The organism is Pseudobutyrivibrio sp. MD2005 (assembly GCF_000621865.1).
GTDB lineage: Bacteria > Bacillota > Clostridia > Lachnospirales > Lachnospiraceae > Pseudobutyrivibrio.
In genome coordinates, this window is sequence record NZ_JHXE01000008.1 from 254,754 (window position 1) to 278,696 (window position 23,943).

22 protein-coding genes are annotated in these 23,943 nt (G+C 40.1%); 2 read left to right on the plus strand and 20 right to left on the minus strand.

The features are described from left to right. Window positions 1–4 precede the first annotated feature (4 nt). From tilS to metK, 12 genes are all read right to left on the minus strand, one after another. Window positions 5–1,345, minus strand: coding sequence for a tRNA lysidine(34) synthetase TilS (gene tilS, locus T498_RS0102685; RefSeq protein WP_036977673.1), 1,341 nt, complete (start codon window positions 1,343–1,345; stop codon window positions 5–7). Next, window positions 1,314–1,622 (minus strand): FtsB family cell division protein, encoded by a 309-nt coding sequence (locus T498_RS0102690; protein ID WP_028234602.1) that lies wholly within the window; start codon window positions 1,620–1,622, stop codon window positions 1,314–1,316. Before T498_RS0102690 ends, tilS begins: the two co-directional genes overlap by 32 nt. Beyond that, the gene (locus T498_RS0102695) at window positions 1,615–1,854 is read right to left on the minus strand and encodes an RNA-binding S4 domain-containing protein (protein ID WP_028234603.1); all 240 of its coding nucleotides are present in this window, start codon (window positions 1,852–1,854) and stop codon (window positions 1,615–1,617) included. The genes T498_RS0102690 and T498_RS0102695 overlap by 8 nt, the downstream gene beginning before the upstream one ends. A gap of 110 nt (window positions 1,855–1,964) precedes the next feature. Next, on the minus strand, window positions 1,965–2,237 hold the full coding sequence (locus tag T498_RS0102700) for an HU family DNA-binding protein (RefSeq protein WP_028234604.1): 273 nt from the start codon (window positions 2,235–2,237) through the stop codon (window positions 1,965–1,967). Window positions 2,238–2,463: 226 nt separating this feature from the next. Next, window positions 2,464–3,702 (minus strand): hypothetical protein, encoded by a 1,239-nt coding sequence (locus T498_RS14630; protein ID WP_051524548.1) that lies wholly within the window; start codon window positions 3,700–3,702, stop codon window positions 2,464–2,466. Window positions 3,703–3,706: 4 nt separating this feature from the next. Next, complete coding sequence (locus tag T498_RS0102710) at window positions 3,707–5,038, minus strand: CCA tRNA nucleotidyltransferase (protein WP_028234605.1); 1,332 nt, start codon at window positions 5,036–5,038, stop codon at window positions 3,707–3,709. Next, window positions 5,034–6,473: a proline--tRNA ligase gene (proS, locus tag T498_RS0102715; protein ID WP_028234606.1), complete on the minus strand. Its 1,440-nt coding sequence runs from the start codon at window positions 6,471–6,473 to the stop codon at window positions 5,034–5,036. The genes T498_RS0102710 and proS overlap by 5 nt, the downstream gene beginning before the upstream one ends. A gap of 112 nt (window positions 6,474–6,585) precedes the next feature. Beyond that, window positions 6,586–8,874: an EAL domain-containing protein gene (locus T498_RS14635; RefSeq protein ID WP_051524549.1), complete on the minus strand. Its 2,289-nt coding sequence runs from the start codon at window positions 8,872–8,874 to the stop codon at window positions 6,586–6,588. A 19-nt stretch (window positions 8,875–8,893) separates the two neighbouring features. Then, on the minus strand, window positions 8,894–9,550 hold the full coding sequence (locus T498_RS0102725) for an RluA family pseudouridine synthase (RefSeq protein ID WP_028234607.1): 657 nt from the start codon (window positions 9,548–9,550) through the stop codon (window positions 8,894–8,896). Window positions 9,551–9,605: 55 nt separating this feature from the next. After that, a complete protein-coding gene (locus T498_RS0102730; RefSeq protein ID WP_028234608.1) occupies window positions 9,606–10,295 on the minus strand; it encodes a response regulator transcription factor in 690 nt (229 codons plus the stop codon). Next, window positions 10,288–11,433 (minus strand): sensor histidine kinase, encoded by a 1,146-nt coding sequence (locus tag T498_RS0102735; RefSeq protein WP_028234609.1) that lies wholly within the window; start codon window positions 11,431–11,433, stop codon window positions 10,288–10,290. Before T498_RS0102735 ends, T498_RS0102730 begins: the two co-directional genes overlap by 8 nt. A 96-nt stretch (window positions 11,434–11,529) precedes the next feature. Beyond that, on the minus strand, window positions 11,530–12,711 hold the full coding sequence (gene metK / locus T498_RS0102740) for a methionine adenosyltransferase (RefSeq protein WP_028234610.1): 1,182 nt from the start codon (window positions 12,709–12,711) through the stop codon (window positions 11,530–11,532). A 213-nt stretch (window positions 12,712–12,924) separates the two neighbouring features. On the opposite strand from metK, the gene T498_RS0102745 reads away from it, so the two are divergent. Beyond that, complete coding sequence (locus T498_RS0102745; RefSeq protein WP_028234611.1) at window positions 12,925–14,058, plus strand: HD-GYP domain-containing protein; 1,134 nt, start codon at window positions 12,925–12,927, stop codon at window positions 14,056–14,058. Here the strand turns inward: T498_RS0102745 and recD2 are convergent. The 8 genes from recD2 to T498_RS0102785 form a co-directional block, all read right to left on the minus strand. Then, entirely contained in the window at window positions 14,048–16,282 is a 2,235-nt protein-coding gene (gene recD2, locus T498_RS0102750; RefSeq protein ID WP_028234612.1) for an SF1B family DNA helicase RecD2, read from the minus strand. The two genes, T498_RS0102745 and recD2, sit on opposite strands and share 11 nt — an antisense overlap. Before the next feature lie 39 nt (window positions 16,283–16,321). Beyond that, window positions 16,322–16,774, minus strand: a complete 453-nt coding sequence (locus T498_RS16080) for a hypothetical protein (RefSeq protein WP_051524550.1) — start codon at window positions 16,772–16,774, stop codon at window positions 16,322–16,324. Between the two features lie 229 nt (window positions 16,775–17,003). Further along, on the minus strand, window positions 17,004–17,819 hold the full coding sequence (locus tag T498_RS0102760; protein ID WP_028234613.1) for a flagellar hook-basal body protein: 816 nt from the start codon (window positions 17,817–17,819) through the stop codon (window positions 17,004–17,006). 28 nt (window positions 17,820–17,847) lie between these two features. Further along, on the minus strand, window positions 17,848–18,651 hold the full coding sequence (locus tag T498_RS0102765; protein ID WP_028234614.1) for a flagellar hook-basal body protein: 804 nt from the start codon (window positions 18,649–18,651) through the stop codon (window positions 17,848–17,850). A gap of 122 nt (window positions 18,652–18,773) precedes the next feature. Next, window positions 18,774–19,757 (minus strand): rod shape-determining protein, encoded by a 984-nt coding sequence (locus tag T498_RS0102770; protein ID WP_028234615.1) that lies wholly within the window; start codon window positions 19,755–19,757, stop codon window positions 18,774–18,776. Window positions 19,758–19,908: 151 nt separating this feature from the next. Next, window positions 19,909–20,778, minus strand: coding sequence for an L-serine ammonia-lyase, iron-sulfur-dependent, subunit alpha (gene sdaAA, locus T498_RS0102775; RefSeq protein ID WP_028234616.1), 870 nt, complete (start codon window positions 20,776–20,778; stop codon window positions 19,909–19,911). Between the two features lie 23 nt (window positions 20,779–20,801). Next, window positions 20,802–21,470: an L-serine ammonia-lyase, iron-sulfur-dependent subunit beta gene (sdaAB, locus tag T498_RS0102780; RefSeq protein WP_028234617.1), complete on the minus strand. Its 669-nt coding sequence runs from the start codon at window positions 21,468–21,470 to the stop codon at window positions 20,802–20,804. A 59-nt stretch (window positions 21,471–21,529) separates the two neighbouring features. Then, window positions 21,530–22,774, minus strand: coding sequence for a dicarboxylate/amino acid:cation symporter (locus T498_RS0102785; protein ID WP_028234618.1), 1,245 nt, complete (start codon window positions 22,772–22,774; stop codon window positions 21,530–21,532). 151 nt (window positions 22,775–22,925) lie between these two features. Between T498_RS0102785 and T498_RS0102790 the strand changes: the two genes are divergently transcribed. Then, the gene (locus T498_RS0102790; RefSeq protein ID WP_028234619.1) at window positions 22,926–23,813 is read left to right on the plus strand and encodes a LysR family transcriptional regulator; all 888 of its coding nucleotides are present in this window, start codon (window positions 22,926–22,928) and stop codon (window positions 23,811–23,813) included. Window positions 23,814–23,943: the final 130 nt, after the last annotated feature.

The window sequence follows — 23,943 nt, forward strand, 5'->3', positions numbered from 1 at the left end:
TTTGTTATTCCTCCGTGTAACTTATCTCTAATACTCGAGTAGTATTATCTGTAATCTTGTAATATTCGCTAACCCTGTGGCCTACCACCCACATAACATGATTTCCATCACATACAAGTGGCACCTCATCTCGCAAATGACGTGGGATTTTTTCATCAACGAAATAATCCTGAATCGATTTACGATTTCCCTGAGAATCAATGCAAAGATAGTCCCCTTCTTGTCGGGTCCGTATTACAATATTAGTCCTTATTCTATCACAATCAAACCATTTCGTATATATTTCTTTAGGGTATTTCATTCCCTTCTCATAGGCGAACTCACGGGTATTGAATGTTCCATTTTTCTTTTGTTCTTCCTCATCAACCACATATATTTCCTCATATGAGATAATGAGAGTTTTTTTGTATGGAAGCTGAATCTGGCGTTCACCCTCAGCATTTAATAGTCCCAGAATAGATTCCACATGAATAGCCGACACATCCTTTTGATAAGGCATGAACTGGCTCAAGTATTCCTTTAGTGCCTGACTGGCAATAACGTGAGGCGCTGTCGCAATAGCACGCTTCCTAAGTCGATTTTCCGATGATTTTGCAATTTGAAGCAGTCCATTTGCCTCAAGAGAAATGTAATCTGCAATCTCAGAGAGCCTAGCAGTCATATCAGTAATATGTTCAAGGGCTCTTTCGTTTACCTGCAATAATTCAGGGATGATATTATGTCTTATTCTATTTCTATCGTAATCAACTTCACTGTTTGTAGCGTCTATGCAATAAGGGATTTCATTGGCATTAAGAAAACCAAGTATTTCTGATTTAGGAACTTCTAGTAAAGGCCTGATTATTCTATCTCTAACAGGGGCAATACCACACATTCCATCAAGCCCTGCGCCCCTTGCCATATGAAACAAAACAGTCTCCGCGTTGTCATCTGCGTTATGTGCAATAGCAATGCGAGCCCTTTTGCCAGCTTTCTCTATTTCATTGGCTGCCTCTTCAAAGGCATCATACCTTGCAAAGCGTGCTTCCTCTTCTAGGGAACGGCCGCTATCTTTTGCCAAGGAAGGGATATCTATTGTTAATACCTTAAGAGGCACATCATTTGCCTTACATAATTGGCGCACATATGCCTCATCTTCATCGGCATCCTCACCTCGTATCATATGGTTGACGTGAATAGCCTGTATTTCAATTTCATATTCATCTTTAAGTGCTAGCAGCACAAAAAAAAGGCACACAGAGTCGGGTCCACCTGAAAGACCCAAAATCACGCTGTCGCCTTTATTTATCATATTATATTTATTGATATATTCTCTAATTCTTTTCTTCTCTAAAAATGATTTCATCGGGATTTGACAATCCAAGTTTTTCTCTTGCTTCCTTTTCAATATATTCATCTGAGCCAACGTATTCTTCTTGCTCTTCTAGCTGCTTCTGCTTCTCCTTTGCAGAATCCAACTGAGCCTCCAAGGCCTCTTCAGTCTTTTTATATTCCTGATTCTTCTGATAGAGATTAATCATCTGAACCATCATGGCACCTATCATAAACAACATGATAACTGCTACATATATTCTACCTGTAGAGGTTTTCTTTCGTCTACGTAATTTTCTTCTATTAGACATACTTAAATAGCTCCGATGCAGCTTCTTTTTTTGTAGTGTCCTGAATATCAAGCACTTCTACCTTAACATTTTTGTTTCCAAATGCTATCTCTATTATATCACCAATCTTAACATCAGTGGAGGCTTTCGCAATTTTTCCATTAATTTGTACTCTACCACCGTCACATGCCTCATTTGCAACCGTGCGTCGTTTTATCAAACGACTTACTTTTAAATATTTGTCTAGTCTCATATTTACCCTCATCCGCCCCTTCGGGGCACCTTCCCCCAGAGGGGGAAGGCTTTCAAAAATAAAGGGGCTCGGCATTGCCGAACCCCACCATCATCTAATTTAAAAAATGATTAGTTGATAGAATCCTTAAGAGCCTTACCAGCCTTAAACTTAGGAGCCTTAGATGCAGGAATCTTCATCTCAGCGCCTGTCTGTGGGTTTCTACCTGTACGAGCAGCTCTCTCAGAAACTTCGAATGTACCGAAGCCAACGAGCTGGATCTTCTCACCCTTCTTAAGTTCTTCAGCTACAACTTCTGTGAAAGCCTTTACAGAAGCCTCAGCATCCTTCTTTGAAATGTTAGCCTTGCTAGCGATAGCTGCTACTAATTCTGTCTTGTTCATTACTATTCCTCCTCGAGAATTTGTTTTAAAAGTTAGTAAGGGAAAAGCCCCTAACTACAATATCCTTTATAATTGTTTTAAAGTATACTGTCAACAACAAAACCCCAAAAATCCCGATTTTATAAGGTTTTTATGTATTATTACAAATTTTTTGCAACATTTTTAAACATTATTACCATTTACAAATCCTTGATTTTTCGGCTTGTTCACATCTTTTTCACATATTTTAGTTCATAAGATTACTGATTAAATCGGATACTGTGGATAAATAATCCACTTCATAGTCATAATCGTCCTTTATTGAGCTGCCAGCAGTCTCTTCTTCTGCACTTTCACCACCCTCTTCAGACTCTGTTTCTTCGGCTGTATTTTCTGCTTCTGATGTATCTGCAGACGTAGTTCCACTTTCAGATTCTAGTGCAAGTGTAATAGTGGCAGATTCCGAATTTACAACCAGTGTCTTATTCCAAGATTCATAGCCGTCACATTTAACAACAAGCTTATGTGTACCATACTGTACACTCTGAGGTTCAGTTACATCAATCATCTGCCCGTCAATATAGACATAAGTGTCCGGAACAGTAACCAGGAAAGTTAAAGTGCAAAACGATGGTCCATCCCCCTTTAAGTCGTCAAGGTTAATCTGGGTAGTCTCATTTCTAACTACGGTATATTCGTCACTTCCGCCCCAGCCATTATTGGCAACAGTGACCTTGTAGGTACCTTCAGGAACTTCGATTAATTCATCCCCATAAACCATGGAAACTATCTTGTTTCCAATGAAAATCATGCTGTCATCAAATAGCTCGGTGTTAGTAAGATAAATGTAGCCGTGACCTGTGGTAACAGCAATAGATATTACCTCTTTTTCTTGGCCAACAACTGTAATCACATCATCCTTGCCAATATCTGAAAGAAGTATTTTCTCTGAATCTGAATATACTTTGGTTGAATCTGTAATTTTGTAATTACTTCCATCGATTGTTATAAGATTTCTAGACGCATCAAGCTTGTATTTAGAAATATCCTCATAAATCCAAACGTCATCTGTTTTCTGCACCGTAGAAAGCGCTCCTGACGACGGCAAAAGCTCGCCTATCGTAACGACTGTACCTGTAGTAAAGCTCGCCCAGACACTATTCTTCCCATATTTGTCAAGGAATCTAGTAGTCATGTTGTAGTTGTAGCGAAATTGCTTTCCTTCACTGAGGGAATATAACGAAATAGTCTCATCTGTCATGTTGAGATTCTCAACTATATAAAGCTCAGAGCCAGTAACTACAGAATCCTCTTCGGTTAGCGTCTCCTCAGTCTCAACCTCTTGAGTATTCCCCTTAAGTGCCGAGCCAGTGTGGTTTGTGACAGTGGCGTTGTTAGGATGAGAGCCACAGCCAGAAGAAATGGCTAAAACAATCCCCAATACCAATATAAATTTTTGCTTTTTGTATGTAAAAATCCCTTTCATAGCTTTATTGTAGCATATCTTTTACTCTGTTTAGTAGATATTCTCTATCATTAAGAGATGGATTATCAACCACCTCTTCAAAAACGTCCTTTAAAATAGCTCCAATGCGCTGTCCTTGTGGAACTCCAAGCTCCAATAAATCTTTTCCGTTTATCTTTAAATCCTTGATTTTCAAGCAATCGCCTGCTGCAACAATTTCTTTGTATACACGCTCAAGCTCATCAATATAAGTAAGCTTCTCCTGACGATGGTACATTGATTGTGCAAGACAATCAGCTCGCTTTACCGCAAGAAGGTCATTAAAATTCTCCTGTCCGACGCGGATAATCATTCTACGAACATTTCTCTCCGAAATCTCAGGCCTGTCATCATGATTTTTAACAAGATTACATACCCTGTCTGTGGTATCGTTATCAAATTTCAGGCGGCGTAAAAAGGCACGTGCCATTTCTGCACCCTTTACAGGATGCATCTTAAAATGATTCTGCCCTTTTTCATCTGTAGTCTTGCAGGCTGGCTTTGCAATATCGTGAAGCATCATCGTAAGGCGAAGCACTTTATCCTCTGGAATAAGCCCCATTGCCACGATACTATGCTCGCCAACTGTGTAAATGTGGTGCTTGTTGTTCTGTTGGCACTCTAACATCACATCTAACTCTGGGAAGAACACCTTAGATAAGCCTGTGTCATACACATTGCGTAATCTTTCAGGATGATCCGATGTAACAAGCTTAACCATCTCCACCTGAATTCGCTCAGCACTGATTCTGTCTAAAGTAGGCGCCAGTTCCTTGATAGCCTGATAAGTGGCTGGCTCTATCTCAAATCCAAGCTGTGCAGAAAAACGAAGCGCTCTAAGCATGCGAAGGGCATCCTCTGTAAAGCGCTCGGTAGGATTTCCAACTGCTTTGATAATCCCTGCCTTTAAATCCTCTTCGCCACCAAACAAATCTACAAGCCCCTTGCTCTCATTGTAGGCCATAGCATTTATTGTAAAATCGCGACGCTTAAGGTCCTCCTCTAGGGATGCTGTAAATGTAACTTCTTTAGGGTGGCGACCATCCTCGTATTTACCATCCACTCGATATGTGGTGACCTCGTAGCCTGTACCATGCATAAGTACAGTTACTGTGCCATGTTCGATTCCAGTATCAAAAGTCCTATCAAAAAGAGACTTTACCGTTTCAGGTAAAGCCGATGTGGTTATGTCCCAATCATGAGGAACTTTCCCTAGAATGCAGTCACGGACACAGCCGCCTACTGCATAGGCTTCGTGTCCGTTAGATTCTAAAATATTTATAATTTTTGAAACATCTGCTGGTAAATTCATATTAATAAGCTTTACCCCAATATACTAATTTCTTAGCTGGCTTGCCGCAGCATGCACATACGTCAGAAATGTGCTCCTGATCGTTGAATGGCATACAACGTGAAGTAACAGCTAAATCCTCTTTAATCTTGTTCTCGCAAGCTACGTCTCCGCACCACATAGCACGAATGAAGCCTGGCTTGTTGTTAGCGATTTCTGTGAACTCAGCATAATTGTGAGCATCCCAGATGTGGCTATCGCGGTGAGCCTTTGCACGCTCAAACATATCCTTTTGGATAGTCTCAAGAAGCTCTGCTACCTTTGTCTCTACCTGATCAAGTGGACACTCAATCTTTTCGCGTGTATCACGGCGAACAAGTACACACTTGCCTGCCTCGATATCCTTTGGTCCAAGTTCTACACGAACAGGGATACCGCGCATCTCTGCCTCAGAGAACTTCCAACCTGGTGACTTATCTGAATCGTCAAGCTTAGCACGCATTGTCTTACCAAGACGCTCGCAAACCTCGCCTGCCTTTTCAAGTACGCCTTCCTTCTTCTGCTGAATAGGAATAACAACTACCTGTGTAGGTGCGATACGTGGTGGAAGTACAAGACCTGAATCATCACCATGTACCATAATGATAGCACCGATAAGACGTGTAGTCATACCCCAAGATGTCTGATGTACATACTGAAGCTGATTGTTCTTATCTGTGTACTGAATACCAAATGGCTTAGAGAAGTTCTGGCCAAAGTTGTGTGATGTACCAGACTGTAAAGCCTTACCATCATGCATAAGAGCTTCGATTGTGTATGTAGCCTCTGCTCCTGCAAACTTTTCTTTATCTGTCTTCTGTCCGCGAACTACTGGCATAGCAAGTACTTCTTCGCAGAAATCTGCATAAAGATTAAGCATCTGAACTGTACGAGCCTCTGCATCCTCTGCTGTAGCATGAGCAGTGTGACCCTCCTGCCATAAGAACTCACGTGAACGAAGGAATGGACGTGTCTCCTTTTCCCATCGAACTACTGAACACCACTGGTTGTAAACCTTTGGTAAATCTCTGTGAGAGTGAATAATATCCTTATAGAAATCACAGAAAAGAGTTTCTGAAGTAGGACGAACGCAAAGACGCTCCTGAAGCGGGTTAAGACCACCGTGTGTAACCCAAGCTACCTCTGGTGCAAATCCCTCTACATGGTCCTTTTCAACCTGAAGAAGACTCTCTGGAATAAACATCGGCATGTACACATTCTGTACTCCTGTCTCTTTGAATCTTCTGTCTAACTCGTGCTGGATATTTTCCCAAATAGCATACCCATCGGGCTTGATAATCATGCATCCCTTTACTGATGAATATGCAATCAAATCAGCCTTAACAACTACATCGGTATACCACTGTGCGAAATCCTCAGACATGGAGGTAATCGCTTCTACCAGCTTTTTTTCCTGTGCCATTTTTTTCTCCTTATCTTAATTTAAATCTTTTTTAGCCTGTTCATTATATAAAATAATTTAAAACAAGTCCACCCCTTCATTACAAAGAGTGGACTTGTACATAGCAATATGTTTATAAAAGATATTCCTCTTCAAAGCGCTTAACTGGAAGTGGCTTATTGAAATAGTAACCCTGAAGGTAATCAGCTCCAGTGCCACTAAGGTAATTAACCTGCTCCTCTGTTTCTACACCCTCGATGATAACCATCATATCAAGAGCCTTTGCAAGACTGACTATTGTATTGACTATCTTGCGACCCTTGCTGGCATTTTTATCCATGGATAGGAATGCCATATCCATTTTTAAAATATCAGCCGGCACTTCTTTTAACATGTTTAAAGAAGAATATCCGCTTCCAAAATCATCTATCTCAATCAGGAAACCATATTCCTTAAGAGAATGGATGATATCAAGCTGACGTTCCTTTTCTGTCATGAATATTGTTTCAGTGATTTCAAGCTTTAAGCGATACGGCGCTATATGGTATTTCTCTACGAGACTCACAAGCGTCTCGTATAAATCGATGTAGTAAAAATCCTTTACGGATATATTAACTGAAATCGATAGCTCATCATATCCTAATGATGACCAATATGCCAATCGCTTCGCAGCCTGCTCCCACATATAAGTATCAAGCTTGTAAATATAGCCTGTCTTTTCAAGCAGTGGAATAAACGAAGCCGGAGCGATGATTCCTCTATCAGGATGTATCCAGCGAACCAAAGCCTCTGCCAGCACAAACTTGCCATCCATATTTACAACTGGCTGTAGGAACATAGCAAACTGTCCTGTTGAAAGAGCCTCTTCAAACTCGCCTATTATCTTTTGCTCAGTAAGATATTCTCTACGAAGCATATCTCCGTAGTAAGCTATGGCATTTTTAAAGCTTCCTTTGATAGACTCAATTGCAAGAAGCGCTCCATCAACCATTGATATAACTGGCGCCTGCCTATCAAAAATATCGTAAACACCAAGAAGTATAACCATTCTATACTGAGCATTGTTAAGATAATTGCTCACCTTATTCATGCCAGTCATAAATAGCTCTTCTGTGTATCGACTCTTTGGCATAAGTACCGCAAATCTGTCTGCCTCAAGTCTGGCAAATGCCGAACCCTTTTTAAGCTTTTCACGGATTGTGTCAGCACATTTAATCAGAAGCTGATCAGCCTCTTCCGGGCCAAACATATCATTTATCAGCTTAAATCCCTTGATATTGCCACAAACCATAACGTATTCAACGCCAAGATTTTCATCAAGGATTCTTCTGACCTCTTCAAAAAATGCTTCTCGATTTAGAGCTCCAGTCAAGCTATCATGGCTATTTCTGTACTTTTCTTCTTCGTATGCTATAAAATCGCCTGTCACATCATAGAACGAGAAATAACAGCCGCAATAGTAGCCTCGCTTATCGTATATTTTGTTGAAATGCACATCAAAACGATATTCATCGCCATTAATGTTGTACACATCATTCCAGCTGGTGTTTGATATCGAATTGGAATCCTTACCCTCACGCCATTTTCTAAAACGAACCTCTAAGACTCTTTTATCTCCAGTCTGGCAAAACATTCTGTTGGCAAACTGATTTGAATAGATGCAATTATCATTTTCATCATAAGAAATAAGCGCACACTCCATCCTCTCTGTGATGGTTGTAAGCATGTATTCAACAAAAGTCTTAGGATTGTACAATAGCGAGTAGTAACCCACAAAAATTGCCGCAACTGCGTAGAAGCAAATGGACACATCAACAGGGAAATTGAAGAACAGATATAAAACATTAATCAATATTATTCCCACAAACATGAGCAATATTGAAAGATATCTGGTGCGATGAAATCCGCTGGTCTGCAGTGTCTTTTTCAGCAATACAACGATTATCATTGCAACTAAGATATAACAAAAAATCAAGTGCACATAATAATAATCGTGTATGTCGAAGGCAAAAAACCAATCGTATAACGCTATTCGCTTTTCTCGTAAAGTAAAAGCATGGTGCCATTTTAGATTAGTAATCAAACTAATATTATCAAGCACCGCAATAGTGTTTGTAATGAGTGGAGCCGCGTAATTATCAAGCCAAACTTTTGTATATTGACGAGCATAAAACAGAAATGTAATTAGAATCCAATCTATGCCACAAAAATATACAATATATCCTACTTCAGACAGCTTAGGATCCTTAACTGCTATAGCATGTGTGTATGCCAAACTGGTAATTATGGCAAGTACAAACAGTTGGATAATCGATATTGCAAGCTTACTATGTTTAATTGTGTGTTTTGTACCAATATATACTGCACAAGCCAGCAAAATAAATGCTGTGAGCATAAATAGTAGAATATAAAGCTTAATCAAATAGCTTCCCCCGTTTTCTTTAGCCCGCTACCCTGCTGTCAGCAAAATCTTCTCCCTTTGGTTTAATATCAAATCCCATCCTCTCACCTGTTGCAGGATGGTTGAACCCAATATAGTATGAACACAACGCAAGATTATGACCTGTTGCCACACCGCCATACTTAACATCCCCCAGTATTGGAGCGGTTCTACTTGCAAGTTGAGTTCTAATCTGATGATGTCTACCAGTAAATAAATCAATATCCAAAAGCTTTCGGTCGTCCCACTGTTCCACAACTCTATATCGAAGCACTGCCTTTTTAGCACGTGGATCAGATTCCTTTACAACCTTGGACAGATTAGTTCTGTTATCCTTTACAAGATAATCTGTTAATTCGCCTTCATCAGGGAATGATTCTCTGCTGATAATAGCGTAATACTTTTTCTTGAAGGTATGCTCTGTAATCTGTTTTGTAAGCTTACTTGCAGCCTCAGATGTCTTAGCAAACACCATAATGCCCTCTACAGGCTGATCTAATCTATGAACCACATGCGTTGTTGGTGGCTCATTCTTGCTGGAAAGATAGTTGTTAACCTCGCTAACCATATCTTTCTCACCAATATTTTTAGTTTGAGTAGCCACTCCCGCTGGCTTATAGCAAACAATTATGCTATCGTCCTCAAAAATAACATCCATAATTACTACCTCCCCTTATTTTTATTTATATTATAACCAATATGAACTGCGCTTACTAGACTTTAAACCTATAGCCTACACCCCAAATTGTTTCTATATATTGAGGCTTTGATGTGTTGAGCTCAATTTTTTCACGGATTTTATTTACGTGCACTGTGACAGTAGAGATATCGCCAATAGACTCCTCTCCCCACAAAGTCTCAAATAGCTGCTCCTTTGAGTAGATAACATTAGGATTCTCTGCCAAAAATGTGAGTAAATCGAACTCTTTAGCCGTAAATATCTTTTCCTCTCCATTAATCCAAACTCGTCTGCTAGCTTTATCAATTCTAAGGCCTCTGATACTGATTTCATTTTTCTTGATGGCAGGAGACTGAACAAGTCTTTCGTATCTGGCAAGATGCGCCTTCACCCTTGCGACAAGCTCGCTTGGCGAAAATGGCTTGGTAATATAGTCATCAGCCCCAAGGCCCAAACCTCTAATCTTATCAATCTCTTCTTTTTTAGCTGTAACCATAAGGATTGGCACGTTTTTCACCTCACGGATACGTTTGCAAAGCTCAAATCCATCAACGCCAGGAAGCATTAAATCCAATATGTACATATCATAATTGCCAGCTAACGCCTTTTGGAGGCCCTTTTCTCCATCAGCTTCTATGTCTACCTCAAAGTTGGAAAGCTCCAAATAGTCTTTTTCTAACTCTGCAATTGCTTCCTCATCTTCAATGATAAGTATTCTACTCATTTATTACCTCCTGATATTTTCTAATTACAAAATACATTGTTGTGCCTTGATTTTCCTTGCTTGTAACCCAGATTTTTCCACCGTGATCTTCGATAATCTTTTTAACTATAGAAAGACCAATGCCACTTCCACCTGCCGCTGAATTGCGGGATGTATCTGCTCGATAGAATCTATCAAACACGTATGGTAAATCATGAGTGGCAATTCCTTTGCCGTTATCAGAAATCTCTATCTGAACAAAATCGCCTACATCTTTTACAACAATCCCTATTCGGGAAGCAACATCAGCTCTCATATATTTTACTGAATTACTCACAATGTTATGAATAATTCTTCCTAACTGCTCTGGATCCGCAATTATAAGCACCTCTGGATCCACGAAATTAGCATAGTCAAGCCTAATATGTTGATTTTCCAAATCCATTCCAAGCTCTTCTATGCAATCCTGGAAGTAGGCGCTTAAATTGAGCTTTTGGAAATTATATGGGATTTTGTTTGTATCGATATTTGAATAAAGTGTCAGCTCATTAATAAGAGTGTTCATCTCATTTGCTTTATTATAAATGGTACGAATATACTTTTCCTGCTTTTCGGGGGTGTCTGCCACGCCATCAAGCATTCCTTCAGAATATCCCTTTATCGCTGTGATTGGAGTTTTCAAATCGTGGGCAATGTTAGAAATCAATGCGCGCTGCTCCGCTTCGTCCTCCAACCTATCCTTGGCATTGTTTTTAAGACGAACGCGCATATCTTCAAATGCATTGCAAAGCTCACTCATTTCGTCTTTGCCGGTGCTTGCCACGCTAAAATCAAGGTTGCCTTCCTTTATGTTATTTGCTGCAGCCTTGAGTATCTTAAGCTGTGGAGCGATACCGCGATATATCCAAGCAACCATAATAATTGCCGTAAGTAACAGGATTATGAATTCTGCAACACAAAAATTGATGACCAATTCATCAAATTTGCCTGACTCATCAATATGAATTTTGATTGAATGGATTAATTCGTTAGTTAACAGCTGCTTTTCTGTAGCTTCTTTTACTATGCCCTTAAGGCCCATCATTAAACAGCTGAAAATTAACACCGGAACAATTGTGATTATTAAAAATGAGATTATAAGACGATTTTTCAGTTTCATATTTTATCCTCATCACTCAGCTTCTCCATCGGGGCGAAGCCTTAAAAAAAGCAGCCACATTATGTGACTGCTTTTATTATATCATATTTGACAATTTTAAAGATATTTCTTTAAAGCCTCTGCCTTATCTGTCTGCTCCCATGGAAGCTTAACATCTGTACGTCCAAAATGACCATAAGCGGCTGTTGGACGGTAGATTGGACGACGAAGGTCGAGCATCTTGATGATTCCTGCTGGACGAAGATCGAAGTTCTCACGAACGATTTCGATAATCTTTTCATCTGAAAGCTTACCTGTGCCGAATGTGTCTACCATAACTGATGTTGGCTCTGCAACGCCGATAGCGTATGAAAGCTGAATCTCACACTTATCTGCAAGACCTGCTGCAACCACGTTCTTTGCAACGTAACGAGCAGCATAAGCTCCCGAACGGTCTACCTTTGTGCAATCCTTTCCTGAGAAAGCACCGCCGCCGTGGCGAGCGTATCCACCATATGTATCAACGATGATTTTGCGGCCTGTAAGACCAGCATCACCGTGTGGGCCGCCGATAACAAAACGGCCTGTTGGATTGATGTAGAACTTTGTCTTATCATCAATCATGTCCTTTGGAAGGACTGGGTCGAAGACATACTTCTTAATGTCTGCCTTAATCTGTTCCTGAGTAACGTCTTCATCATGCTGTGTAGATAAAACTACAGCTTCAAGTCTGACTGGCTTGCCAGCTTCGTCATACTCTACAGATACTTGTGTCTTTCCATCTGGGCGAAGGTAGCTAAGTGTACCATCTTTGCGGACATTTGCTAGCTGTAGAGCAAGTCTATGAGCAAGAGAAATAGGATAAGGCATAAGTTCTTCTGTTTCGTTAGTTGCGAAACCGAACATCATACCTTGGTCACCAGCGCCTGTATCCAGGTCATCTGTAAGTGAGCCTTCCTTTGCCTCAAGAGCCTTGTCAACACCCATTGCAATGTCTGCGGATTGTTGATCAAGAGCGACCATAACAGCGCAAGAATTTCCATCGATGCCTTTCTTTCCATCGTCATAACCGATTTCAAGAAGAGTCTTGCGAACAATAGCTGGAACATCAAGCTGTGCCTTTGTTGTGATTTCTCCTGTAACAAGAACGAATCCTGTACATGAAGCAGTCTCACAAGCAACACGGCTCATTGGATCTACAGCTAGGCAAGCATCGAGGATGGCATCCGATACGGCATCACATACCTTATCTGGATGGCCTTCTGTTACTGACTCTGAAGTAAAAAGTAACTTTTCCATTTAGTGACTCTCTTTCTATGAAATTTTAATAGTTGCCTAAGCTTAATCATTATATCCCCATTATACCCCATATTCAACAGAGATATTGTGAATTTTTATCACATAAAAGACATAGAATTTTTGAAATATAATGATTGCTTGCAGGTTATTATCTGTTAAAATTTAATTATAAGATACATTTACTATATCAAAACATAATTGTGAGGATATTATATGGCAACTTTACCTGTAGACAAACTTTCAGCTGGTATGATTCTCGCCGAGCCAATTCTTACTAAACGAGGTCAAACAATTTCAAAAGCAGGCGAAACTCTTACGAATCAGCTTATTGCCAAACTTACATTTTACAAAATAGAGTCTGTCACTGTAGAAGACCCTGAACCAGAGCCTGAGCCTGAGCCAGAACCAATTCCGGAACCAGAGCCAGCCGCTCCTCCAAAACCAGAGTCCCGTGTCAGTGAGCAGATTTCTTATACTCAAAGACTAAAGGCTTCGCCTAAATTCCAGAAATTCCAATCGGATTATGCCTTAAATATCACATATCTTAAGGAAGATTTCGAAGCAATTATTGCTGGTGGCGGCGCTGATTGCACTGATTTAATGCTTGAAAATATTGAGACACTTTTTAAATCAAAAACTACTCTGGAGCTTTTTGATATGCTTGCAAATATGCGCAACCTTGAAGATCCAATCTATTCTCATTCTTTAAATGTTGCACTTATTTCCCGTTCAATCGGCAAGTGGCTCCATCTTTCTAGTGCAGATTTAAACACCCTCACTTTAGCTGGGCTTTTACATGATATTGGAAAGACTCAAATCCCAGAGGAAATTTTAAATAAGCCAAGTAAACTTACCGACGAAGAATTTGCTATGATGCGCTCACATCCTCTTCTAGGCAAAAAGCTTCTTAATAATAAAGGATTTGATTCTAGAATTTTAGCTGCCACTTTGCAGCACCATGAAAGAAGTGACGGCAGTGGTTATCCTAGAGGCCTTATGGAAGATGAAATGGATGATTTTTCATGCATTATCGCCATTGCTGATGTATACGATGCTATGACTAGTGCCAGGGCTCATCGCGATCCACTTTGCTCTTTCCAGGTTATCAGTGAGTTTGAAAAAGATGGATTAAACAAATACCATACCAAATTCGTTCTGACCTTCCTTGAGCATATTGCAAACACATACAACAACAGCCGTATAATTCTTAACAACGCAAAAACAGGCCGCGTGGTTTACATCAATAAGAGCAACCTGTCACGACCTGTCATCCAAATGGATAATGGCGAAATCATCAATCTCGCCGATAGCGCGTATAAAGATTTATTTATTAAATCTATTCTATAAAAGCTTCTTCTATTCTGGATTTAAGTCCAGAGTATCTACGGGCTTGAGAGGTGTTATCCACCATCGAATAAAACACATCTGCGTCACCTACCATGGTGACGCATTTTTTCGCCCTGGTAATCGCTGTATATAAAATATTTCTGTTCATTAACATCTTTGGGCCTTCCATAATAGGCATAACCACAGCTGGATATTCCGAACCCTGAGACTTATGAATTGTGATTGCATAAGCAAGCTCAAGCTCATCAAGATTGGCAAAAGGATAAACAACTCTTTTGCCTTCCTCATATTCAACCGTGATTGTTTTAGCCCAATCATTAATATCTTTTATTATGCCAACATCACCATTAAAAACGCCTACGCCTTTTTCCACTGTGATGTTGTAATTACCTGTAACTTCCCACTCCAGCTGATAATCATTTCTTATCTGCATAACCTTATCGCCTTCGCGGAAGATTCTGGTATCACCACTCCATTCCTTTTTCTCCTTTGATGGAGGGTTGAGAAACTGCTGCAAAATAGTATTGAGCCTCTCAACTCCAATCAAACCTTTTCTTGTAGGAGTAAGCACTTGTATTTCACTGATACCTGCATCTACATATTTGGGCATCTTATCCCTAACAAGGGTAAGCATAACATTGATGATTGTGTCTGCATCTGCCCTCTTTAAGAAAAAGAAATCCTTTGATTTATTATCAAGGGTAACATGCTCGCCCTGGTGAATCTTGTGAGCATTCATGACAATATCGCTTTCCTGCGCTTGACGGAAAATCTTTTTAAGAGTAACCGAAGTGAACTTGTCCGATGCCAAAATATCCTTAAGCACATTGCCAGGACCAACGCTTGGCAACTGATGCTCATCACCTACAAGTATTAATCTGGTGCCTGGCGCAATAGCCTTAAGCAATGAATACATAAGAGAAACATCCACCATGGACATCTCATCTATGATTATAACGTCGCACTCTAGAGGGTTATCCTCATTGCGTTCAAATCTGGCAAATGATGTGTTGCTGTCATCGTCATCGCTGATATTGCCGGCAACCTCAAGCATACGATGAATTGTACGAGCCTCATAGCCTGTGGCTTCACTCATTCGTTTTGCCGCACGTCCTGTTGGGGCTCCTAAGAAGATATTGTAGCCCTGCTCTTCAAACAGCTTAATCATTGTAGTGATTGTAGTAGTCTTACCAGTACCAGGGCCACCAGTAAGGACAAAGAAGCCTCGTTTTGCAGCTGCAATTACCGCATTCTTCTGAAGATCATCAAGCTCGATATTTTCCTGCATTTCGATACGCCTGATTGTGTCTGAAAGGTCGTTCTCATCCACCTTGTATTTAACATCCAATTCTCTAAGCATACCTGCAATGGATTCTTCCATTCTGTAGAAGGATTTAGAATAAACCTGCCTTACGCCTTCAGAATCCTTTTTTATAATGATTCTATTGTCCATGGCAAGATTCATTATCTGGGCATCTATGGAATCTGCATCAACCCCCAGCAAATCCTGCGACATCTTAGTCAATGTATCGATAGGCAGATATGTGTGTCCCATGCCTGCCCCCTGACCAAGAATATACTGGATTCCACCTTTGATTCGAAACTCAGAGTCGACTTTGATTCCCACCTGGCTTGCGATTTCATCTGCTGTTCTAAAGCCAATACCCGATATTTCATCAGCCAGCTTGTATGGATTGCTTTTGATTACATTGTAGATTTCATTTCCAAAACGGTTAAAAATCTTAATAGCTTTATTGCCATGTAACCCATATTTATCCAGGAAAATTATGGCATTACGAATGTCCTTGGCGCCCACAATCTGATCTGAAATCTCCATAGCCTTTGTTATGGAAATGCCTTTTACCTCTGCAAGTCTTTCAGGCTCAATCTCTATGATGTTAAATGTGTCAGCCCCAAATTTCTTAACAATTCTGGCTGCAAGCTTTGGGCCAATCCCTTTGATAGCACCAGAGCCCAAATATCTTTCCATAGATAGCTCGTCAGCTGGCGCCTCCACCTCATAGCTTGCCACTTTAAACTGTCTTCCGTATGTAGGATGCTCAGTGTAATCCCCCTTCAAGCGAAGATTTTCACCTTCCCCTATCACAGGAAAAAGACCTGTGCAGGTGATTAATTCCTCATCTGCTACCAGGTCTAATACTGTGTATCCATTATCCGTATTTCTAAATATTATATTCTCAACGTATCCTATAATTTCTTCCATGAGATATATAATATCACAAAAATCTATTATGTTGCACCTTTAAGCCAATACTTCAGTGACTGTTGATGCGTTAGTCTCAGCAATAGCATCAGACACTTGAGCATTATCTAGTCCTTTGTTATCTGCTGGTGCATTTGATGTGCCAGTGATTCCGTAGTTTCGCATAATCTGATCAACAAAATCATCTGTTACATCTCCGCCGATCTGGTCAACAAGCTGAGAAGCGATTTCCGAAATAGCTTTGTCCATATACAAATCCTTGTACATAGAGATGTTGCTGCTCTCTTCGTCCTCTTCTGTAAGGCTTTCCTTCATCTGTTTGATGACCTGCTCCATCATGAAGGTTTCGAAACCTTTAACCGCATCTTCGATTTCTTCCCTTGATGATGTTTCTGAAATCCCACTAATTGACTTTGCAGTTGATTCTGCAAGTGCTTTGCTTTGATTTGCGTATTGCGTTTGCAAATACGTGCTCGTGCTTAATACATCCATTTTCTTATCCCCCTGTTGAAAAACTTATACTTTTTATATTACTTTTCACATTGACTAAACTACATTCATAATTGAACTCTTTCAGAGTTCTCCAAGTGCTAAAGCACTTGCAATTATTCATGTAGTATTAGTCACTGATTCCAGTTAATAAATATTTATACATAATTCTCTTACAAGCAAGCTTGACAAGAATTAATGTATAAAATATTTATTAATGTGAAAAGTAACATTAGCGTTTCAAGTTGTTAGCCTGCTCCAGCATTGTGTCTGAAGTTGTAATAGCCTTTGAATTCATTTCGTATGCGCGCTGTGAAATAATAAGATTTACCATTTCATCCGCTACATTTACATTTGAGCCCTCCAAATAGTTCTGCACGATCTGGCTTCTGATTACTCCTTGCGTATTCCATTCAGGAAGTGGCTCACCTGATGCATCACTTTCATCATACAAATTTTCGCCTATCTTTTCTAGACCAACTCTATTTGTAAACTGATATAAAGCTATGTTCTGGCCTGTGTTTGTGTAAGTGCCATCTGGATTCTGATATGATATTGCACCAGTTTCAGGATTTACAGTAAATCCTTTTTCAACTGCATTAGGAACTGTAATTTCTCTACCGCCCTGATCCAACACCTTATATCCTTCAGCCGTAGTAAGGACTTTATTTCCACCTTCATTAAGGGCCCAGTTAAAATTACCATTTCTGGTATAGTGTGTTTCCTCACCATCCTGCACTGCAAAGAAACCATTTCCTGTGATACACATTGCAGTAGGGCTATCATTTGCAAGCTGTGCACCTTGGGTAAAATTAGAATTCAAAGAAGCAACTCTTGTTCCCAAGCCTATCTGTGCACTAGTTGGCTTTGTCTCGCCCTGGGCATTTGTGCTAGTTGACTGCATTGTCTGATACAACAATGTCTTGAACTGGGTGCTCTGAGACTTATATGCTGTTGTGTTTACATTAGCCAAGTTATTAGCAATTGTATCAACTGATACTTGCTGCCCCTTCATACCTGAAGCTGCAGACCAAAGTGATCTCATCATATCTTTTGCCCTCCCCTGGGTTTTCTGATTATACGTTGCCGACCTGATTTACGGTTTTCTCGAGTGTTTCGTCTTCAGCCTGAATCATCTTCTGGCCTGCTTCATAGGCTCTGGCGATTGTAATCATAGTGACCATTTCATCAACTACATTTACGTTGGATGATTCAAGCATTCCCTGCTCCATGTAGCCTTCACTCTCTATAATCTCGCCACCTTCAATCAAATCATAAAGGTTCTCACCATATTTATTGATGTAATCGTAGTCAGCTACATCTACTAATCCAATTGTTGCCACTTCTTCACCATTCTGTGTGATAGTTCCATCTGAAGCAATGGCATATTCAAGATTAGGATCAATCTGTACATAATAATCTTCGCTAGGGTCGGAATCCATAGCACCATCTTGAGTCAATACATAATCTCCGTCAGATGTTCTAAGATAGCCCTCTGGGTCTACTGTAAAGGCGCCATCTCGAGTATATTTAACAGATGTCTCGCCAGCTTTATTGGTAAAAGATATTGCAAAGAATCCTTTTCCTGCTATGGCGATGTCAGATGGCTTATCAGTAATCTGGAATGCGCCCTGATCCCAATTTGTATAGGTTTCGCCCACCTTAGCACCAAGAGAAATATATCCTATTCCCTCAGGTCTGTTTGCGTAAGCTGAAGTGTCCTTAATTTTGATTGCAAGTCTTTCGTCGAAGGCTTGTGCAACCATAGCCTCTTTCTTGTAACCAGTGGTAGCCGAATTTGCAAGGTTATTGGTCATTACGTCCATTCGCCTCTGCTCGTTTACCATTCCTGTGTAGGCTGTATAAAGTCCCTTTACCATGCAGTTTCCCCCTTATAATATTATTCTCCATCTTGTTTATCGGACACTTATAAATAAAATTAACCCCATTTCGTAAAAAAAATTACTTTTTTCACAAAATGGGGTTTAAATTTCATTTTTTATTATTCGTCTGATAAAAGTTCTACATAACGGCCTGTACCGATAGCAACGCAAGTTGTTGCCTCGTCAGCTGTCATTGTGTTGATGCCTGTACGCTCTTCAATAAGCTCCTCTAAGCCGCGAAGGAGTGCACCGCCACCTGTAAGAACGATTCCTCTATCTGCAACATCGGCTGCAAGCTCTGGTGGAGTCTTCTCGAGAACAGAGTGAATAGCTTCAACAATCTGCATTGTAGATTCCTTAAGAGCTTCTTCTGTTTCCTCAGATGAAACTGTGATTGTCTTAGGAAGACCTGATACAAGGTTACGTCCTCTGACATCCATTGTCTCTGGCTCACCAAGTGAGAAGCAACGGCCGATCTTGATCTTGATATCTTCTGCTGTACGCTCACCAATAAGAAGATTGTGCTTCTTTCTCATGTAACGAACGATAGCTTCGTCAAAATCATCACCAGCCACCTTGATAGATGTGCTGACAACTGAGCTACCAAGTGAGATAACAGCGATATCAGCTGTACCACCACCTATATCTACAATCATATTTCCCATAGGAAGTGAAATATCAATTCCAGCACCGATAGCTGCTGCTATAGGCTCCTCGATAATCTTTACATCACGTGCACCTGCTGCAAAAGCTGCATCCTCAACGGCACGCTTTTCAACTTCTGTAGCTCCAGAAGGAACACAAACTGCAATACGAGGCTTGCGATAGCTCTTCTTGCCCATTGCCTTCTGAACGAAGTACTTAATCATCTTTTCTGTAACTGTGTAATCAGAAATAACACCCTGACGAAGTGGACGAACAGCAACGATGTTTCCAGGTGTACGTCCAATCATAAGACGTGCTTCCTCACCAATTGCCTTAATTTTATTTGTATCTCTATCAAAAGCCACAACTGAAGGCTCTTTTAAAACTACTCCCTTACCCTTAACGTAAACAAGTATACTAGCTGTACCTAAATCTATTCCGATATCTGAACCTGCCATTTTTCCAATCCTTTCCTCTTGCTATATAAGTATCTAAATTGCCTTTGGGCAAAATTACGCATTTTTACTTTTCTATTATATACGAAATGATACAACTTTCAAGTGGAATATAAACGTAAAAAACTATGGATTAGATAAAGATACTACCTCTTTAAAAACATTTGTTGCATAGCTTGCAGGCAGATGGTGTTGTTGCGCAGCCGCCCTTAGCTGTTTCGCGGAATTCTACTGGCATTCTACGTCCCACATTGTACATACAATCCAGCATTTCATCTAAAGGTATCATTTGTGTTATTCCTGCAAGAGACATTTCCGCAGCAATAAGTGCATTTGCTGCACCACTTGCATTACGATTTTGACATGGATATTCTACTAAACCTAAAACAGGATCACATATCAAACCTAACATATTCATAAGTACTGTTGATGCTGCATCTAAGCACTCACGTGGACTTCCACCCATGAGCTCACAGGCTGCACTAGCTGCCATGGCTGAAGCCACACCAATCTCGGCCTGGCATCCGCCCACTGCTCCAGAAACTGTAGCATTTTGCATCGCAAGATATCCGATGGCACTGGCATTGAACAAACCGTCTATGATTCTGTCGTCAGATATTTTGTATTCTTCCTGCAGAGCCAAAAGCACTCCAGGTAAAACTCCGGAAGAGCCTGCTGTTGGCGCTGCCACAATAAGCCCCATGGAAGCATTAACCTCTAGCACTGCCATAGAATAAGCGATAGCTTTTCCCATGACACTTCCTATTATATTTTTCCCTTTGATACGATGCTCGTTAAGCTTCTTAGCCTCTCCACCTATAAGACCGCCCATTGATTTCACTGCATTTTTTGTTGGGCCAATGGCAGATTCTTTCATTATTTCCCATGCATGCTGCATTTTATAAACTATTTCATCTTCTGTAGTTTCAAACTGGCTACATTCACGCAGCTTCATTATTTCAGATATTGTCAGCCCCTTTTTCTCACAAAGTGCCAACATTTCATCAGCTTTCTTAAAATCCATAATTCATGCCTTCCTTAATATATTTACACCTGTACAATCATTACATCTTCAACGTATTTGTTTTGCATAATCGCATCCTTAATATCTTCTGGAAGCGAGCTGTCTGTCTCAACAATTGTATAGGCCCTTTCATGCTTTCCTTCTCTGAACAATCGCATGAATGCTATATTTATATTTCTATCACTTAATGCACCGGCAATGTGTTTGATTACACCTGGCATATCCTTTTGAACGACGATTGCAGCGCTGTACTCTCCAGTAAAATCTACAGGCACGTTATCGATAAGAACTATTCGACATTTTCCACCGCCAATGGATTCGCCTCGCACATCCAATACTCTGCCATCTGCAGATACAGCATGAATATCTACTGTGTTAGGATGTATATCAGTCTCTTCTTCATTAACGATAAATTCGAATTCTACGCCTCTGTCATTTGCGATTTTAAAGGAGTCACGGATTCTTTTATCATCTGTTTTAAATCCAAGAATTCCACCTAGCAAAGCCTTGTCTGTACCATGACCATGGTAAGTCTTTGCAAAGGAACCATATAAAGTGAATGTGACACTCTTTACATTTCCTCCTGCCATCTTCCATGCAAGGTATGCTATAGAACTTGCTCCAGCTGTATGGGAGCTTGATGGTCCTATCATATTTGGTCCTAAAACATCAAAAACACTAATTGAACTCATATTTCCTCCAATGCATAGATTAAATAAAGGTCCGGCAAATCTGCCAGACCTTTGTCTATTTATGCCGCTTTTATTTTTTCATTGTTATTGCTTTCGCCATCTGTTGGCTTGTAAATAAAGTTTCTGTAAATTGTCTCTACGATTACACCGATTGCATTGTCACCTGAGACATTGCATGCTGTACCGAATGAATCCTGTGTGATATATAGTGCAACCATTATAGCACAAATTGCGCCATCTGGATTACCAGCTTCTGGTCCAAATATCATATAAAGGAATGGAAGTGCTGTCATAATTGAGCCGCCTGGTGCACCTGGGCTTGCTACCATAGCAATGCCAAGTGTGCAGATAAATGGAACTACTGTTCCAAGGCTGATAGGAAGATTGTTCATCAAACAAACGGCTGTTGCACAAGCAACGATTGTAATCATTGAACCGCACATATGGATATTTGCACAAAGTGGAACAACGAAGTTTCTTATCTGCTCACTTACTCCGTCCTTCTCAGCACACTGAAGATTAACAGGAATTGTTGCTGCTGAAGACTGAGTACCAAGGGCTGTTGCATATCCTGGAAGCTGATTCTTAATAAGTGTTAATGGATTCTTATGACAAACTGTTCCTGCGATTGTAAACTCAATGATTATTGCTGCCCAATGCATAATAATTACAACGAGGAATACCTTCCAAAGGATACCAAGGATTGCGAATGTCTTGCCTGAACGTGTCATATCTACAAATGTTCCACAAATGTAAAGTGGAAGACCTGGGATGATTGTGTTGTGCAATACTGCATCAATCATAGCTGAGAAATCATGCATTCCATTGTAGAGTGTATCGCCCATTGTCTTGCCTCTGAGGAAAGACATGCAAAGACCTAACATAAATGCAAAAACAACTGCTGACATTGTATCCATCAAAGCTGGAATGCTAATTGAAAGGAATGGAGCAACTGAGTTGTCTGCTGTAGCAGCGATTTGATCCATTGCCTCAGGACTCATGAAGCTTGGGAACAATGCGCTGGAAACAAAAAATGATGTTGAGCCGAAAATCAATGTCGAGCTATATGCCAAGCATACAGTCAATATCAATAGCTTGCCTGCACCCTGTGACAAATCAGCTATTCCCATTGATACATAAGCCAAAATCATTAAAGGAATTACAAACTTCAAGTAACTGCTAAATACGCCTGACAAAGTAACCACCAGTCTACATACGCCCTCTGGCATAAACTGACCAATTATTATACCTAAAATAATGGCAATAATTAGCTTTGGAACTAGTCCAATCTTTTTCTTCTTCATTACACTTTACCCCCTAGTGCTTTTAATTTTTAAATCAATTTTTCGTTCATTGACTTAATTTGTAATATCATTCTATAATGCATTATATGATTAATCAAATTCATAGTTTTTATCATATCGATTAATTTTATTAATAGATGGAGTGATTAAAATGGAAATTAGACAGATACTCAGTTTTACTAAAATAGCCCAATTTGAAAGCTTTTCTAAGGCAGCAGCCTCACTTGGATATTCTCAAAGTGCCCTTACTATCCAAATCCAACAATTAGAAAAAGAGTTGGATACCAAGCTCTTTGATAGAATAGGCAAAAAAATCATTTTGACACCTCCCGGCCAGCGCTTTCTAAAATACGCTCATATCATTATGTCCGACATAAACGAGGCCAATCTTGCCCTCAAAGAGGACACGGAACTATCCAATGCTCTTAGGATTGGAGTTACAGACTCAATCTGCTTTTACAAGCTTCCTCCTATACTGCAATACTTCCACGAGCACTACCCAAAGGTAAATATCAGCATTGTCATTAATGACACAGATGCTCTGATAGATAAAATGGACAGCGGAGAAGTTGATTTTATTTATATTCTTGATCAGCCTTGCTATAACAATAATTGGATTAAAGAACTTGAAGTAAGAGAAAAGACTGTTTTTGTAGCTTCTCCTGATTCACCTTTGGCTAAAGAAAAGAATCTTGAGTTTGATACACTTTTGACTCAATCTTTCATACTTCCTGAGGCTGGTTCCGTTCACAGACGTTCCCTTGACAATATGCTTGCTGCCAGAGGCTATCTTTTTAAGCCTTTCCTGGAAATCAGTTCTATTGAGTTCATTCAAAGAATGCTTCACGGAAGTGATTTCATTAGCTACTTGCCATATTTTACCGTGGAGGAAGCCGTGAGCCATGGCTATCTTTCTGTCTTAGATGTAAAGGATTTTTCAGCATCTATGTACAGACAGATATTCTATAATCAAAACAAATGGAAGACCCGAGAAATGGCTGAATTTATTAGACTTGCAGCCACTCTACCAGAAAAATAAGAAGTTTTTTACTATTTAAAAAGCCAGCGTATAAACGCTGGCGTAATATTCGGGGAGTGCGACCAAAGTTGCCCTTGGTCGCTGAGTTATGAAAAATTTGGTATTAGCTTTCCGCTAGTACATGTAGTAC